The sequence below is a fragment of the Vibrio sp. JC009 genome (assembly GCF_029016485.1).
In the GTDB taxonomy this organism is placed as follows: domain Bacteria; phylum Pseudomonadota; class Gammaproteobacteria; order Enterobacterales; family Vibrionaceae; genus Vibrio.
On record NZ_CP092106.1, the window covers coordinates 1,764,748 to 1,780,934 of the forward strand.

At 38.8% G+C, this 16,187-nt stretch carries 15 protein-coding genes; all 15 read right to left on the bottom strand.

Annotation, left to right across the window (positions count from 1 at the left end; all coding sequences use genetic code 11):
• Positions 1–67: 67 nt before the first annotated feature.
• The gene (locus L3Q72_RS08055) at positions 68–520 is read right to left on the bottom strand and encodes a hypothetical protein (RefSeq protein ID WP_275129440.1); all 453 of its coding nucleotides are present in this window, start codon (positions 518–520) and stop codon (positions 68–70) included.
• Positions 521–601: 81 nt separating this feature from the next.
• The gene (galU, locus tag L3Q72_RS08060; RefSeq protein WP_275129441.1) at positions 602–1,522 is read right to left on the bottom strand and encodes a UTP--glucose-1-phosphate uridylyltransferase GalU; all 921 of its coding nucleotides are present in this window, start codon (positions 1,520–1,522) and stop codon (positions 602–604) included.
• A 112-nt stretch (positions 1,523–1,634) separates the two neighbouring features.
• Positions 1,635–2,078, bottom strand: a complete 444-nt coding sequence (locus L3Q72_RS08065; protein WP_275129442.1) for a low molecular weight protein-tyrosine-phosphatase — start codon at positions 2,076–2,078, stop codon at positions 1,635–1,637.
• Between the two features lie 93 nt (positions 2,079–2,171).
• Positions 2,172–2,849, bottom strand: coding sequence for a DUF2057 family protein (locus tag L3Q72_RS08070; protein ID WP_275129443.1), 678 nt, complete (start codon positions 2,847–2,849; stop codon positions 2,172–2,174).
• Between the two features lie 73 nt (positions 2,850–2,922).
• Positions 2,923–3,864, bottom strand: a complete 942-nt coding sequence (locus L3Q72_RS08075; RefSeq protein ID WP_275129444.1) for a porin — start codon at positions 3,862–3,864, stop codon at positions 2,923–2,925.
• A 259-nt stretch (positions 3,865–4,123) separates the two neighbouring features.
• On the bottom strand, positions 4,124–5,965 hold the full coding sequence (locus tag L3Q72_RS08080; protein WP_275129445.1) for an acyltransferase family protein: 1,842 nt from the start codon (positions 5,963–5,965) through the stop codon (positions 4,124–4,126).
• A gap of 76 nt (positions 5,966–6,041) precedes the next feature.
• A complete protein-coding gene (locus L3Q72_RS08085; protein ID WP_275129446.1) occupies positions 6,042–6,998 on the bottom strand; it encodes an acyltransferase family protein in 957 nt (318 codons plus the stop codon).
• Complete coding sequence (locus L3Q72_RS08090; RefSeq protein ID WP_275129447.1) at positions 6,988–8,265, bottom strand: O-antigen ligase family protein; 1,278 nt, start codon at positions 8,263–8,265, stop codon at positions 6,988–6,990. The genes L3Q72_RS08085 and L3Q72_RS08090 overlap by 11 nt, the downstream gene beginning before the upstream one ends.
• Positions 8,266–8,284: 19 nt before the next feature.
• Positions 8,285–9,220, bottom strand: a complete 936-nt coding sequence (locus L3Q72_RS08095; protein WP_275129448.1) for a hypothetical protein — start codon at positions 9,218–9,220, stop codon at positions 8,285–8,287.
• Between the two features lie 26 nt (positions 9,221–9,246).
• The gene (locus L3Q72_RS08100) at positions 9,247–10,494 is read right to left on the bottom strand and encodes a hypothetical protein (RefSeq protein ID WP_275129449.1); all 1,248 of its coding nucleotides are present in this window, start codon (positions 10,492–10,494) and stop codon (positions 9,247–9,249) included.
• Between the two features lie 18 nt (positions 10,495–10,512).
• The gene (locus L3Q72_RS08105; RefSeq protein ID WP_275129450.1) at positions 10,513–12,366 is read right to left on the bottom strand and encodes an acyltransferase family protein; all 1,854 of its coding nucleotides are present in this window, start codon (positions 12,364–12,366) and stop codon (positions 10,513–10,515) included.
• Positions 12,363–13,088: a WecB/TagA/CpsF family glycosyltransferase gene (locus L3Q72_RS08110; RefSeq protein WP_275129451.1), complete on the bottom strand. Its 726-nt coding sequence runs from the start codon at positions 13,086–13,088 to the stop codon at positions 12,363–12,365. Before L3Q72_RS08110 ends, L3Q72_RS08105 begins: the two co-directional genes overlap by 4 nt.
• Positions 13,089–13,159: 71 nt before the next feature.
• On the bottom strand, positions 13,160–14,185 hold the full coding sequence (locus tag L3Q72_RS08115) for a glycoside hydrolase family 5 protein (RefSeq protein WP_275129452.1): 1,026 nt from the start codon (positions 14,183–14,185) through the stop codon (positions 13,160–13,162).
• The gene (locus L3Q72_RS08120; RefSeq protein ID WP_275129453.1) at positions 14,186–15,076 is read right to left on the bottom strand and encodes a glycosyltransferase; all 891 of its coding nucleotides are present in this window, start codon (positions 15,074–15,076) and stop codon (positions 14,186–14,188) included. It lies immediately after the preceding gene.
• Positions 15,077–15,494: 418 nt separating this feature from the next.
• Positions 15,495–16,187, bottom strand: coding sequence for a GDSL-type esterase/lipase family protein (locus tag L3Q72_RS08125; RefSeq protein ID WP_275129454.1), 693 nt, complete (start codon positions 16,185–16,187; stop codon positions 15,495–15,497).

A 16,187-nucleotide genomic window follows, 5' to 3' on the forward strand; every position in this document is an offset into this window, starting at 1 on the left:
TTAACTGAAAAAAACTTAAGATCAAAATAGGTTAATTTAGCTATTGTAAAAAACCGTCTTAAAAACGTTACAGCACATTAGCTTTAAACCAAGTCCAAATTCCCAAAGAAAACCCAGGGAAAAGATCGATACCAGCTGCCGATTTAAGAAGATACAAAATAAGAAGCACACAAAGTACTGCAAAAACAGTAAACCCTGTCATAAATATTGCCCCTAGCCATAGTGACAGCAACTTCTCTTTTACACTAAGCTCACGGCGGTTTTTACCGATGAGAAAAACATAGTAATAGCGCCAGCGGATCATAGGAATGCTGACTACGCCACGTAAATCGACGCTATGATTCCCCCACTTACGCGAGCCAACAGCGTTACGGATATGCATAAGCTGCTCATCATCAAAGCTATCTTGTACCGACTTAGGCATACGCTCAAGCAACCGAGCAACCGTAGGGTCCCGTCTGATATCCTGCTGAGCCGACTGTATTGTGCCCTCTGATATCAAGGTTCGCTCATTATCCATAACTTTCCCAAATTCTAATCCGGACTAACCAAAAATCCCGGATACTGCATGGCAATGGTCCGGGATACTAATCAACGCTTTTTATACTGCTTCTAATTCTTTAGCCACAGAAACTTCACTTTCAATGGGTTCTTCTCTCACAGTTGAGTGGCTATCCAGCTCCTGTTTATGTGCATCCATTTTATACAAATTTTCATAACAGTAGTTTGTCGCTTCAATATAACCGTCTACGCTACCGCAATCAAAACGCTCACCTTTAAACTTGTAAGCCATTACACAGCCAGCTTTCGCCTGCTTAAGCAGAGCATCGGTAATCTGAATTTCGCCACCCTTACCAGGTTCTGTCTGCTCAATTAACTCGAAAATATCTGGAGTCAGAATATAACGGCCGATAATCGCAAGGTTACTTGGCTCTGTTCCCGGTTCTGGTTTTTCAACCATATCATCAACACGGAAAATATCATCACGAATCGGTTCGCCTGAGATAACACCATACTTGTGAGTATCTTCCTTAGGCACTTCCTGAACCGCGACAATAGAACAACGGAATTGCTTGTAAAGCGCAACCATCTGAGCAAGTACACCATCCCCCTTAGGGTTAACACAAAGGTCATCAGCCAGAACCACAGCAAATGGTTCATGACCAACCAGCTCACGCCCCATAAGAATCGCATGACCAAGGCCTTTCATCTCTCTCTGACGAATATAAGTAAACTGAGCAGAATCCATAATACTGCGGATACCATCAAGCAACTCTTCCTTATTTGTGCCCATGATCTGGTGCTCAAGCTCATAGTTTAAATCAAAGTGATCAAACAGCGAGTTCTTGCCACGACCTGTAACAATCCCGATACCTTCAAGGCCAGCTTCAATAGCCTCATCCACGCCGTACTCGATCAGCGGCTTATTCACCACCGGCATCATCTCTTTCGGCATAGATTTAGTTGCCGGTAAAAAACGTGTTCCATAGCCTGCTGCCGGGAAAAGGCACTTTCTAATCATTCGTATATCCTTAAGGGTTTTCTAATTAAAATAATAAACTTAAATTCCCACACTCCAGCGTGGGAATGCATACCTATGCCAAAGGCGAACTGAACACCAACAGGGACAAACACTACCCCAGTTTACGAGCCCAGCTTTCAGCCGCGTTATCAATATTAGTAAACGCTTGCCGAAAAGCATGAACATCCTTCTGATACGGATCTTCTATGGTGCTCGAACCTACCCAATGGCCAAAAACAAAAGATTTATGTCTCGCAGTAGGATGCAATTCACAAAGTTTTTCAAGCTGATTCCGCTCCATACACAAAATCAGATCGTATTCATCAACCAGCTCTTGAGTAACCTGCTTAGCCCTATGCTCTGTAATATCAGCATTAAACTCTCCGGCGACCTCAATCGCCAGTATGTCAGCAGGTTTATCCTGAAGATTGCTTATTTTAGTAGCAACACCTGCAGAGGTAATTTTCTTCCCTGGCAGCAAAGCTTTAAGCCTAAACTCACCATAAGGAGAACGACAGATATTACCGGCACAAATCACTAATATACTGTTAAACAAAGAAATTCCTTATGTTATCAATCGGCTGCCTGAGGCGATTAGTTCATATAGTTGTCTGTTTTTACCGATAGCTGACAGCTGAAAGCCGACAGCCTATTGATTATCAATCATCCATTTCAAAAGTGATTTTCTCTCTTCACCAGAAGCCTTCAAATACCACTTTTTAATATCAGTAACAAAAGTATCCTCTACTTTTAGCTCCACTGGCTGCTCAACAATAACCATTTCTGTTTCTGATTGTACTTGCGCAGCAACCTCTTCATCAATAGGCTCTTGTAGTGACTCAACACTGGTAAGTTTAATACCGTGATCCAAATTAAAATTTGCCACCGCCTTTTCAATATCCCGGTAAGGAAGCATTCCTGGATTGCCCGGTAAAATAACGGGAGAAATAGCCTGTTTTTCACCATTGATGATTAACGACCAGTCAGCCTTATTATTTGCAAAGGCCGCGTTAGCCGCGTGGTACTCTCTAAACCTTTTATGAGTAATAGCCATTTCATCACTACTATCACCAACTTCTACCACTATCACCAACGGCTTAGTAACAAGCTTTTTAGTCCCGGAACCCTTTTTAAGTTCCTGCTCATACCGAATAACAAGCTGGTTATCACCTTTAGGGAGAATTATAGAATCCGGCTCGGAAACTTTATTACCATTCACTACTAATAAATTAACCGTTCTCGGAAAGGTAAAGTCGGCGTGAGAACAAAAAGGGATAAAAAATGTGGAAAAACTAAGAACTGAAATTAATGATTTTTTAAAATGCACGTTGAAAGATTCCTACAACAAATCCCTGCTTTGTTACCAAGGCAGGGAGTTAGCTCTGTTCCAAAAAAATAACTTAGAAGCTAGCCTTCATACCAACAACATAACCTGTGTCAGTATTACTTTCATCTGTCAGGCCAACTTCAGCATAAGCTTTCAGGTCATCAGTAAGAGTGTAAGTCGCATTCACATAGAAGTCGTTCACAGTTTCTGTCTTACTGTTATCGTCTATGTATGCCCAACCAGCTGCATACTTCATACGGCCGCCATCACTATAGGTTGCCGTCAGGCCAACGGAGTCGATATCGACATCAGCAGCATCTGCTTTCTCTGTAGTAGAGTTTGAGTACATAGCAGCTAAAGTGGTATCACCCAAGTTGTATCTCGCTTCAAGCACGTATACATCACGGTCAAGATCCAGAGTTTCACCCTGCAGAGCGTAGAAAGTAAAATCATAATCGGTAATGCGCATACCGATCTTTCCATCGACTACATAATCACTACCAGACGCATTAGTAGTATCTGTCGTATTTTGGTTAGCTAAGTACGCGATGCCACCGTAGAACATCTCACCGCCATCATACTTATACTTAACAACCTGATTACCTGAACTGTCGACATCTTCAACAGCCGCGGTAAAACCAAATTCATAGTCATCACCGATACCGGCATCGGAATAAATAGTAGACTGGCTGCCAAGCGTAAGAGTGTGAGCCTGAACGTACTTAGCAGAAATATAAACGTCACCACGTTCAAAATCGTCAGTAGCATCGTCCACTTCGATATCCAATGCAGCGCCAAAGGTAACATCTTCAGTCAAATCATAGTCAATATCAAAACCAAAGGTACCATCAGCGACGTTTAACTCCAGGTCCTGATCTTCAGACTGAGTTTTGATGTACTGAACTTCAACGTCGCCTGAAATATTAAGAGTTACACCATCAAGTGAATAGACTTCAGCGGCCTGGACTGAACCAACTGTACCTGCAACTGCCACTGCTAAAATTGTTTTTCTCATTTTTTCCCTCTCCTGTCGGAGTCTTTCTCTCTATAAATATGACAAAAGTAGTATTTTGCTTCTAGAGTACAATACCAAAAAAGATACGGGCTAATGAGCAAAACTTTATTGCAAAGCTTAAAATTAATTGCATATGATGCACTTTTCTTAATAATGAGACACCCTCAAGCTTAACATTCCCGCTAAATACAAACATCTCGCTTGAAAATATGCGCTATAGCCCCAAAACCATTAACGCCGTAGGTAAAAATCGAGTGGTTTAGTCAAAAATGGAAGATAGATACCCTCCCTTATTCTGAACGTACCATGGACGCATATGGTTCCCATCTTGGTAATAAAATCGATTGTTGTCATCACGAGTAGCACAAATGTTGTTTTCACATAAAATAGACATTGGATCTATCAAAGTAACGCCCCCTAGCTGCGTTAGTTTTGATAAAGCATAGCGATGAGTCACGTAGTTTTGTTTTGCTTCTTTTAAGGTGATATAGGGTCGAAGTGAATGCCGAATTGCTAACTTGGGATCAAACTCATCTCCCTTAGGCTCGCCTAAAATAAGAAATGTTTCTTTTGTTTTCTCCTTTATATTACTCAGAACTCGATCAAATTCTAAAATTCTCGTCTGGATTTGAGAGTTTCTTCTAATCTCATTGTCAGAAAGGTAACAATCAAAACAATAAAAACTAATAGCAACCTTATCAAAGTTAATTTTGGATAGTAATTTTTCATAATTCTGCAAATTAGAACAACTCCACTTAGGGTTTTTCATAGATGGCGTAGAAAAACACCCCGGAGTTGTTAGGTAGTATATATTATAGTCGGAATTAATGTTGCTAACATATGGGTATGTATGCTCTGCATGACTTGCTCCCATAAAGAGAATGTTTTTTCTTTTATCGTTATCAATTATTCTTACTTCAAGACCATCAATGTACTCATATTTTTCGGGATACCCCCAATCGCTATAAGCGTTACTTGCAGACATTACCAGTTTTTGGAAATTGGCATCATAATAATAAAGCATACCATTGCTTATGTACACGAATGTGGATAAAGTAGCCACTATAGTTACCAACCACACAGGTCTTAATTTAATAACCCTTTTCAAATTTTCCCATATACTCCACTGCTTACTCTCCACTAACCTATAACTTAAAAAACCAAATAAAAATGAAAGTGCTATTCCATAAAAAGACCACCCGGATACGCTGAAATAGTTTTCAAATACAACAATGGGCCAATGCCAAAGGTAAAGAGAATATGACCACCTTCCAATTGATTGAGAAATGGGGTTATTAGTTATAATGCTATTTTGCCTATCTGCAACTATGATAAAATATGTACCTAGTACCGGTAACAAAGCAAGACAGCCAGGCCATGGCGTATACTTTGCGAAAAATACATAAGATGACAAAATTAAAATCACACCCAAATATTCTACAAACCGTTTTCTATTTTCATTTAGCGTCCATGGATAAGCATAAGCGAGCCCCCCAAACATCATCTCCCACGCACGGGTAGGCAGTAAATAATACGCGGGACTAGTCCATTTAATCGTAGCTACAACGCTAAATGCAAAACCAAGCAATGTACTAAGTACTAATAACTTTTTGATGCTTTGCAAAGAGAGAAAGCGCTTCATAGCAACTAGCAAAAGTGGATAGATAATGTAGAACTGCCACTCTACGGATAGAGACCAGGTATGTAACAGCCATTTATCTTGTGAGGAAACGTCAAAATATCCAGATTCCTTCCAGTAAACAATATTTGATAAGAAACCTATGCTACTCAAAATATGCTTACCTAATTCTCTATAGTCTAATGGCGTTAAGTAAAACATACCGAAAACCAGAAGCACTAAACAAAGAACTGCCAGTGCAGGAATAATTCGATCCGCACGCGCTACGTAAAATTTAAAAATATTAAATGTATTTCGTTCAAACCCTCGGATGACAATTCCAGTCATCAAGAATCCTGAAATAACAAAAAAGACATCTACTCCTGCAAAGCCACCTGGCATGAGGCTTGAATCAAAATGGAAAAGAACAACTGCGATAACAGCCAAAGCCCGAAGGCCATTTATATCATAACGAAAGTTCACAGGATAAAACTCAAAATCATATGTATCACATTTATAAAACAGCAAGATTAACTAATACTCAATCTTGCCAGCGCCATTAAAGAATAAATTTAAAATTTTCATTTAACCGTATTAGTAAATACGATGTAATTATCGAAAAAAACAAACACGCCAATGTTAATTGTGTATTTTCTAGATTAAGGAACTTATAAAGAACTTGTTTCCATAAGGGATGAATTAAATATATAGCAGTTGAGATCAAAGTAAAAAACTTGCTATTTATTCTCAAAGTACCTCGCATTGCAATAATAAACAAAACAGGGCAAACAAAAATAAGAGAAATATAGTTATCAAAACCGCCGTTACTAAACGGGTTATTGAAATTATACCAACTTTCACCTACAAGAAGCCCCAAACCAAACAAAAACAACAGTACCAATGTAAAAGTGCTATTTTTTGAAAATAAGTTATTATTGTTTATTAAATAACCTAAATAGAAAAATGGGAAACCAAAAAACAAAAAATTTCTGTGTGCCCAATACATATTAAAAATTTGATCCACAATAGTTTCAGGAAAAACATGATAGTTCCCAATGTACTGGATAAGAACACCCCAAAAATAACATATAGTTGCTAGTATAACCCCTAACTTACTCTTGTTTTGCACAAAAAACGTCAAAAAACCCGCACCCAACATCGCATTTAGATACCATAAATGTTGGTGACCAACCAAAATAGCTTCTACAATTTTCATTAATTCATTAACAGTAAAAGTACCAGGTCGAAACCAAAAATACGCGTAAAACAACATCCATAAAGCATAAAGATAAACTACACGCTTAGTCCAATGAATCAGTTTTCCTGTTTCTAATATTGAAACAAAATAGTAACCGTTAATTAAAAAGAATACAGGAACTGCAATTCTAAAAACCCCATTAACGGTTAAGTAGTGCCCTAATGGGCTTATATCTTTTAAAAAATTCCCATGTAAGGCAACAACCATAAATGCCATCAGTACCTTTAGCAAGTCTAATGACAAGTTCCTAACTTTCATTTATATTTCTCGTAATATTATCAATCCGATCGTATAGCAAAATTAATATTGTCATAACCCAAATAACGTGTACACCTCTGAGAAAACTAGACTCGGTAAAATTATAAGCCAATATGAACAAAGCTGCACTTAATAGATGGCCGTTTCTCAACATAGAAAACCCTAGCACAATAAAACTTATAAGAAAGACACCAAAAACACCTAACTGTGAGAGTATTTCAATATATCCATTGTGGGCAGAATTAATAAACCGTAAAAAACTGTCTTTCACATCAAAAAAGTATGGTATATCCTGCGTCCCAAAAAACGCGCCATAGCCATATCCCAGAAGCATTTTATCGAAGTATTCTAACTGGTAATATACTGAGCCCCATATAAGTCCTCTATCAGTAAAAAATTCCGAACCAACTACTTTGGCTATATTCCAATTATCCGTAGGTTGTAACGAGTCTGCCAATATAAATGAATAAAGGGGGGCAACTAAGAAGGTCACAATACAAACAAGCCCAAACAACAAAATAAAGAATCTGAGCAGGTGGTTAGAGAAACAAGTTAATAGCATAAATAAAACGGTTAATGCTAAACCTGTCTTACTTCTGGTAAAAATAAGAAATAGGAAAACAACAACCAGTAAAGTAATGTACAAAATTTGATTAGTATCAAGCTTAGCTTTCCCCGTGATGTAGAAAATTATAAAAATGACTGCAAGGGTACTACCCATCACATTCTTCGAGTTTTGATAACCGCTCAACTCTCCGTTTGTATCTAACCCCCCTCCCATTGCCAGTGATATAAGTACTAGAATCAGCGTTGATAGTACCAAAATTTTCACGTTATTATAATTATTGTTATGCAATGTAGAAAACAGCAGAGATTGAGAGATAATAAAAATTAACAGAGACTGAGCCAATATCCGTTTCACTGTCAATAAAGGAGCTGCGGACCAAAAAACACTAATGAAGCACAAAGCAACTAATGTTACCAGCAAATAGATATTGGGCGTTAAATTATGAAGCAACACCCTATACGATAAATTTTTCGAATGCCTATATGCTAGGAAAAGATAAGAAAGAAACATAAGAACCAGAAAAATCTGCTTGAAAGCATTCGACCCCGACTCACTTGCCACCATGTTGGCAAAGTCAGTTTCCATGATCGATGATTTGGAACTCAGGTTTGGTGAAAATATTTTAAAGCAGTACAGCAAGACCAAAGAAAAGCCATACTTTTCAAATAAAAAAACAGCACGATTACCTAATGATGTCATAATTTATCAAGTATCTTAACTAGTTATTGTAGAGCAACCGGGAAAGTTCATTTCTTATTATCTTATCTGAACACTCAGACAACAATTCCGAACGGATATCACTTGTTAATTGGCACTCTGTCAGGTCTTCATTAATTAACCTCACAAAACTAAAGTTGCCTTTCAAATAGTCGTAAAACTCACCCTCATTCAGGGCAACAGATGCACCAAAGGAAGCTGCGTGGTAGAAAGCACCGCTAACAATCATACTGTTTTTCTTGTGTGGCAGTATCACCGTTTTAGTCCTGCACAACAAAGAATTCAGCTCTTCATCGCTGATAAAACGATTCTGAAAATCAACCTGCAAACATCGCTCATCAATGATGTTCGCAATTTCCTGGAAAAGCACACTATCTTCACATCGACCAATAACGGATAACTGTTTTTCTCTCGGCCAGTTTGCTAATAATTCGGGTATTCCCTTGTATCTCTTGATAATACCGAAGTACAAGTTATCTATATCTCTCTCTTCAAATTTCTTAAGATCGTAACTGGCATCTACCCGATAGGTGGGGTGCGGCACGTAGGAAAAATCAGCATAATGCCTATGGGTTATTTTTTCAGATGATACCCGCTCAAGGAGTCGGCACATCAGGTTATACCTTTTATAGTGCTTTCCCGAGTGGGGTTTTAAGTTATGCTTTATCCAAATGATTTTCTTAAACATAAGCTTAAACAACAAAAGATATAAAACCCCAAGTGTAAATGGCAATAACTTTTGTACTGAAACTTTGTCTTCATACCAGTTAAGTATCAAACAAGCATTATTCGCTTTCTTCCAGCTTTTGAATAAAAATGGAGGTAAAGACTTAAGCTTTGGAATGTAGCGCACATTAAAGTCACCTTTGAACAAATCGGAGATGAGCTTTATATATTTGTTATCGTTCTCTATTTCAGGATAAATATAAATATCCATATTCTCCCTATCGTACATATAAAATATTACTTCACAACAACCTTAGTAAGGGAGCGACTGTTTTTATTTTTAATTTTCTTCAAATAGTAGCTACAACATAGCAAGAGTGTAAGTTCGCCTAAAAATACAGAAAATGGCATAACCTGCCAGAAAAGGTACTGAGTGATAATATAACCGGAGCCAACCGTAACAATGGCACATAGAGCGTTGAATAAGGCCTGCTTCTTAAACTCACTATATGCCTGCAGAGCGGTAGAAACGACCATTCTTATATTTACGGTAAACATAACAAGGCCCCAGCACATAACCGCGTAATACATATCCTGGTTCGCTTCATCAAACAATAAAGGCTCTATTATACCCCAGGCAAGGTTAACTAAAATAATCACCCCAGTACTCAGGACTACAAAGCCAAATATACTTAGCCAAAAAAACCGGTTGAACCCCTTTTTATCATCAGCACCAACGCACGATGCCATATAATTCCGGCCTACTCGGAACCACCCCATCAAAAACAGATTGAGCGGTCCAAACAAGACTCTTGCGCCCTGAACAAGACCGAGAATATCCTGCCCCCAGGCGATATTAATAATATATAAATATGAGCGGCCGTATAACTCGGTTAAAGAAACACCAAGCGTTGTCCATCGAGCCATTCTCCATACTTTCACTTTAAAAAAACGAAACCAAAGCATTACGCTGGTTCTGCTAACATCGATCCCTAATAAGCAGTAACCTTTCACACAAAGTGTTCCGACAAATGAAGAGAAAGCCAGAGATACCAACACCGTACTTTCACTTAACATATCAAGAAAAAAACAACCAAGCAGCAAAGCAGATGTCAGAACAACGAAAACCAGATCTACTATAAACACCAAAACAAGGTGGTAGTTAAGTAATAACTGGTTTTTTACATACTCTCTGAAGCAAAAACTGATCGAATAAAAGCAGATAATTAGCCAGGAGTGTCCCGTAAACCCACTAAACAACAGAGAAATAGCAGCAGTACATAAAAGAAATATATACTGATTGAGGTTGAATAAGTTCTGATACTTGGAAAGGCCTGAACTTACTCGCTTCTTAGTCATAATTGACATAGGAGTAGTAGAAAGCGCGTTCTGAAACGAGATAAGTGTTAGCCCGTATGCAAATGCCAGGCTATAAGAACCAAACTCAGAAAAACTAAGCACTTTAATAAACAGTATAGAGAGAACCATATTAAAGGCACTCAACATACCCTGATCTATAAAAGAAATTATAATTGACTTTTTCATATAAACAATATCTGCCTGCTAATTATATTGCTTGATCTCATCAATTATATCACTCCATATAACTTCAGCGCCGTAGCCAGACAAGTGAGTTCCGTCCGTCATAAATATTGAATTACCGTTAAAGGAATATTTGCAGCGACCGTTTGAACAAATGTATTTAGTTGGATCAATAAAAGTAACATTTGAGAACTCAGAAGCGACTGCTCTCAGAGCCCGGTTCATTGCTCTGATATCATCCTGAAGTTTATCCGTTACTTTGCAATCCAAATCAACGCCAAAATACTTGCTGGTTTTCAGGCATTTCATAATCTGATTATCTACCGGCTTAGGCAACTCACCAACCAAATAGACAGATTTGCTATCAGAGTATGCTCTAAACAAATCATTTAACTGGGTTCTTAAATCGGCGTCATATTCACCGATTAGATTACAACCTTCGTCTACGCACTCTAAACTACCCTTACCTGCGCGTCGCCACCGTTGGGCAATAATAATCGGCTTGCTTTCATTAAGGCCAATCCTGAAATTATTTCTACAGTTTTCTTTCCAACTGACGTAGACGCCCTGTCGCGTAGATATAGAATGAGGAAAAGAGAGGCAATCTGAGTACCATGAAAGCTTAACCTTTGTTCCTTTATGAAGGATGCCGCGGACATAATGGTCTGCATTGCTGTCACCAATCAATACATAATCGTACTCTATTTCACTGTTGAGTAACGACACCCCTTCATGCTCTTGATAATCATCCATGGTACCGCCGCGAATTAAAGAGTTGGCGGTAAGGTCTTCTCGTTGAGCAAACCCTTTAGTTTTGAAAATAGCGGTTCCGAAGAAACCAAAAACAATCAGAATTAACGAGTATTTGAGCAAAGGTTTCAATACAGATTCGTCAACTCGCCTTATACGTCTGCTTTCAACAAAACGGTAACTCAGATAAGCGATCAAGACAGAAAGAAGAGCGCCAAGAATCTCGTACTTTTCATCTATAAAGTAATAGCTGAATAACAATAAAATCGGCCAGTGCCACAAGTAAATCGAGTATGACCAGCTACCCAGCTTCTGGAAAACAATATTATTGGTAAAAATACTGTCGTTTTGTGCCTGAATTACCAGAAATGCGCCTAAAACCGGGATCACGGCTAGGTATCCCGGCCAATAGTTATCCTTAGATATAAAAATATACGATGCAAGAATTAATACTATTCCTGTCTTTTCTACCAGGTGTTTTACTTTACTTTGCAAATTAATTGGATAAAGAAAAGCCACCCCTCCGGCCATCATCTCCCAGGCTCTCATTGGCAACAGAAAATAGGATGATGCTGTCCACTTATAAGTTGCAGCAACACAAAACACATATCCTGCAGCAGTCCCAACCAATACGCATGCTTTCATCGCCTTAACAGACATAAACCGGCGCATAAGTACTAAGATCGCAGGGAATAATATGTAAAACTGCCATTCCGCAGACAAAGACCAGGTGTGAAGTAAAAAATTATCTTCAGAATCAAAGTAGCCACGTCTGAAGCTAAACATGATATTACTGACAAAAAACATGCTGGTAGCAATATCACGGCCTACGGTTTTATAATCCCAAGGCGTAAGAAAAAAGTATCCCCAAACAGTGATAGCTAAGCAAACGACTGCCAGCGCCGGGATAATTCTGTTTGCGCGAGCAATGTAAAACCTCAAAACAGAGAAGCTATTTTGCTCTACTCCTCGGAAAATTATTCCGGTCATTAAAAAACCAGAAATAACAAAAAACACGTCTACACCCGCAAAGCCACCAGGCAGCAAGTCAGGCTCATAGTGAAACAATACCACAGCGATTACAGCTATCGCTCTAAGGCCATTTATGTCATATCTGAATGTCACTTTCTTCGCTCTTTTAATACGACTGGCAAGATACCCCAGCCATCAACCAAATACCGCTTTGCTAGTCTCTTCGGATTCTGGCTTAACCGGTAAAACCATTCACAATGCATCTTCTGCACCCATAAAGGCGCACGCTTCTCTTCGCCTGCAAGGTACAACAAAGATGCACCCACGCAGAGATAGCAGCCAGGCACATCATTATCTCTTAACACCTTGGCCACAATTTCTTGTTTAGGACTACCCACCGCAAGAAAAACAATATCCGGGTTAGCGAGCTTACAAACCGCAACACACTTATCTATTTCACCTTGCTGGGTATGAAAGCCCATAGGGGGATTATAGTGAACAACATTCTTGATATCGTACTCGTTAATAACTTTTTCAATAACCGGGTCTTCACCACCAATTACCGCAATTTTGATATTTTCATTGTGTCTGAGTTGATTAAATAAGTACGCCGTTAAATCACTTCCTGTAACCAGACTCGTTAATCTGTTTTTTGTAAAACGTGAAAGTACCTGAAGTATTCGTGAATCGTTCAAGTACAAATCAGCCTTTGAATAAACAGCTCTGAAATCATTATTCTTATGAAAGCGGACTATATGGTCCACATTAGGCGTCACCACCATTTTTTTAGATAACTCTCCATTGATTATCTCTGAAGAAAGATCTTCTATAGTGGTATTAAGAAAGCTAATCCCAAACACATTGGTAAATGTCATAAATAGTCCAAAAAAATCGATTCGTTATTACAACTTAAAGCCACATCTCAGTGGACAAATAACGCAGGGTATTATGGCTGAAGTGCCTCTAACAAATCTTTTCGCCACTTATTATTATCAAGGTCGTAGATACCAAATGTCCTGCAAAACTCCCAGTACGACCATGAAATTCTTCTTTTCTCCGCTTCTTCCCTCAAAAAGGTTGTCCAGCGGACGCGAGACTCCATGTCTGCTTTTTCAAAAACACCAAACTCTCCCATATGGAGCGGAACTTTATTTTTTAACGCCCAGGTTTTCGCTTTATTTAAGCTTCGGGTAATAGCCCGGCGCTCAATGTAGGTTGCGTCCCAGGTTGTACCAAGCCACTGATTGCTTTTTTTACCTAGCCAGTGAGCCCCCTGATGAGTAAATTTAAACGGCTCATAGTAATGAAAAGAAACAATCAGGTTTTTTCTATCATCAGGAAGTTTCAGCTTAGTTAATGACTCAAGACTATTGTAATGGCCGGGTCCCACAAGAATTGCTCTATTAGGGTTACTCTCTCGCACTATGCTGATAGCCTCAGCTAAATAATCATTCCAGATTTCGCTGGTTAGTTTTTTACTTGGCTCGTTCAATATTTCAAAATAAAGCGTTTCAGGATGACTGGCATAGTGCTCAGAAATCTGTTTCCAGAACGCAAGAAAGCGCGCTTTGTGCTTTTCAGGAGACGCCATAATCTCCTGGTAATGATGAATATTGATAATCGCAACCAGATTCAAATCCAGTGCCTGCTTTACCGCCCAGTCTACACGCTTGAAAAACTTATCATCTATTGTGTAAGGTGCCTGTTTTTGCGCATGGGCTGACCAGCGGATAGGGATCCGAACCGACTGAAAGCCTTTAGAAGCAACCAGTTTAAAATGCTCGGCCTCCAGGCGCAGCCCCCAGTCACCTTCCTTCGGCGCTTCCAGGGCATTACCAAGGTTGATGCCACGGCCAATAAGCTTATTCCAATGGAAGGCGTTCTGCACCGACGCATCAGACTGCCCGGAATTTGCAAAAGATATAAAGAATATAAAATAAATTAAGACTATTTGGCTAATTTTCAATTTCATTTATCTGCCCGACGATATTCCGCTATTAGTAACCAGAGCACGGTAAAATCCCTTCATCCAATATAGGCCACATATATACATATAGGGTGAATATACCAACAGCATCTTTAAGCTAAATGAATAGCGCAGGTTGCGGTAATTTATCCGGCTTATTTTAGCCAGCATCATGAGAGGGGCAAGCAGTGCAAATAGTCCACGCTTTCGTAAACCACTGCTGTTCTGATAGCGAATAAAATAGGTGTTGTTACCTGTAATGGCAATTTTTCTTAACACCTTTTCTAGGGGAGAGTCCTGTATCTGATACCCGATAACAGAAGGAACAAGAAACAGTTCAATACCACTGGCCACTAACCGTTCGGTAAGCTCTGTATCCTGCATGCGGGGAATATCACTGAAGCCGCCAAACTGCAAAAACAGCGCCTTCTCTATAATCATAAAGGCAGAGCTTAAATTCTTACGTAAGGTGAAACTTCTTGTGGACTGAGACTCATGATTAAAGTAATAGTGCTCAACCCTAGCAGGAAAACTATCGTGAACTTCTGTATTTAAATCTAATGCGGCACCAAAGGCTCTGTAGCCCTGTTCCACAGCCTTCTTAATATTCTTTATGGCATCATGATGAAGTACCACATCGGCGTCTATAAAGACTAAGGTCTCACCTGTACTAGCCTTTGCACCGATATTACGCCCCTGCCCGGGATCAAATCTCTGCTCTGATTTAATAAAGGTAACAAACGGGTATCGATTACAGATATCCTCAACTTTATTATGAGGCGAACAGTCTACAACTATGCATTCAACCTCACTGTCAATCTGCTTTCCTATCGAAGCCAGCGCAGAATTAAGATTCGCCTCTGCACAATAAGATGGAATAACAACTGATAGCTTCATTTAGTTTCAATCTCTGCCGACTCTATATTGATAGATAAGATGGGTGACGCTACCGCCCCTGGGTCCAAAGCTCCCACCCTGCTTTAATTCACCAAGGTAAACCCTGTATACCGCCCACTCAGTACTTATTCAGTAAGCAATTTGTAAAACAATCTACCTAGAGTAAATGCACAAATAAAGGAATGAATTCCAATAACAACGCCAGTCTCACCTATGAGACGCCAGCAATGTAAATGGTACAAAATCTGTACAGTGCATTGATTCAACCTGCCAATGGGAGCGTGTATAGTTTAACAATTTCTCAGCACTTAAGTAAACTAACCTATTTATCTTTTAAAGTAAGTTATTTGGGCTAACTTAGTTCTCTAACTCAGATATCCTTCTTTATCATTCAATAACGACCCCACATAAAATCAATTTATAACTTCGATTCTTTCAAACATTCGTTAATCAATATTCTCCATTTGTCGTTTCCATTATCATTTAAATGAAGCCCATCTGTAGTGTATTCAGGAATAATATAATCATTTTTACTAAGTACTCGATTTACGTCCAAGTAGTTAACGTTATTTAACGCCGCCAACTTCTTTATTTCCAAGTTGAGCAATTTAACTTTATCATTATTTCGTTTAAAACCATTTGATAGTAACACCGACTGCACAATGATCTTTCTTTCGTCAGTTTTTAAAGCATCTAAAATTATCTGAAAATGATGGCTTATTTCTTTAACTTTAATATTTCTTCCAAGATCATTAGTTCCAATCATGATAAATACAACCTCAGGTTTAACTCTGTTTACCAAGTCTAAGCGCTTGATAACTCCTCTCGTGGTATCACCTGATATACCCATATTGTAAACTACTTTATTCTTTACAGAAAGTTTATCCACATCGAACTGATAGGTTATACTATCCCCTAAAAGTACAATACCATCAGTTGATAGTGGATAGCTTCGGATAATTTCAATTCGATTTTTATAATCAGAAGTGGTTGTAATATCTGGGACCACAATAGTTCTAGCTACCCCAATAATTAGATGGTGTAAACCGAGCAGTCCTCCTATAGAAATTAAAACCAATAATAAAATTACTGATAGAAAGAACCTCTTCAC

Bases quoted from the DNA above. Each gene is read 5' to 3' on its own strand.
- L3Q72_RS08055 (WP_275129440.1), bottom strand. From the start codon at position 520: ATGGATAATGAGCGAACCTTGATATCAGAGGGCACAATACAGTCGGCT.
- L3Q72_RS08100 (WP_275129449.1), bottom strand. From the start codon at position 10,494: ATGAAAAAGTCAATTATAATTTCTTTTATAGATCAGGGTATGTTGAGT.
- L3Q72_RS08085 (WP_275129446.1), bottom strand. From the start codon at position 6,998: ATGAAAGTTAGGAACTTGTCATTAGACTTGCTAAAGGTACTGATGGCA.
- L3Q72_RS08110 (WP_275129451.1), bottom strand. From the start codon at position 13,088: ATGACATTTACCAATGTGTTTGGGATTAGCTTTCTTAATACCACTATA.
- L3Q72_RS08090 (WP_275129447.1), bottom strand. From the start codon at position 8,265: ATGACATCATTAGGTAATCGTGCTGTTTTTTTATTTGAAAAGTATGGC.
- L3Q72_RS08095 (WP_275129448.1), bottom strand. From the start codon at position 9,220: ATGGATATTTATATTTATCCTGAAATAGAGAACGATAACAAATATATA.
- L3Q72_RS08075 (WP_275129444.1), bottom strand. From the start codon at position 3,864: ATGAGAAAAACAATTTTAGCAGTGGCAGTTGCAGGTACAGTTGGTTCA.
- L3Q72_RS08115 (WP_275129452.1), bottom strand. From the start codon at position 14,185: ATGAAATTGAAAATTAGCCAAATAGTCTTAATTTATTTTATATTCTTT.
- L3Q72_RS08120 (WP_275129453.1), bottom strand. From the start codon at position 15,076: ATGAAGCTATCAGTTGTTATTCCATCTTATTGTGCAGAGGCGAATCTT.
- galU (WP_275129441.1), bottom strand. From the start codon at position 1,522: ATGATTAGAAAGTGCCTTTTCCCGGCAGCAGGCTATGGAACACGTTTT.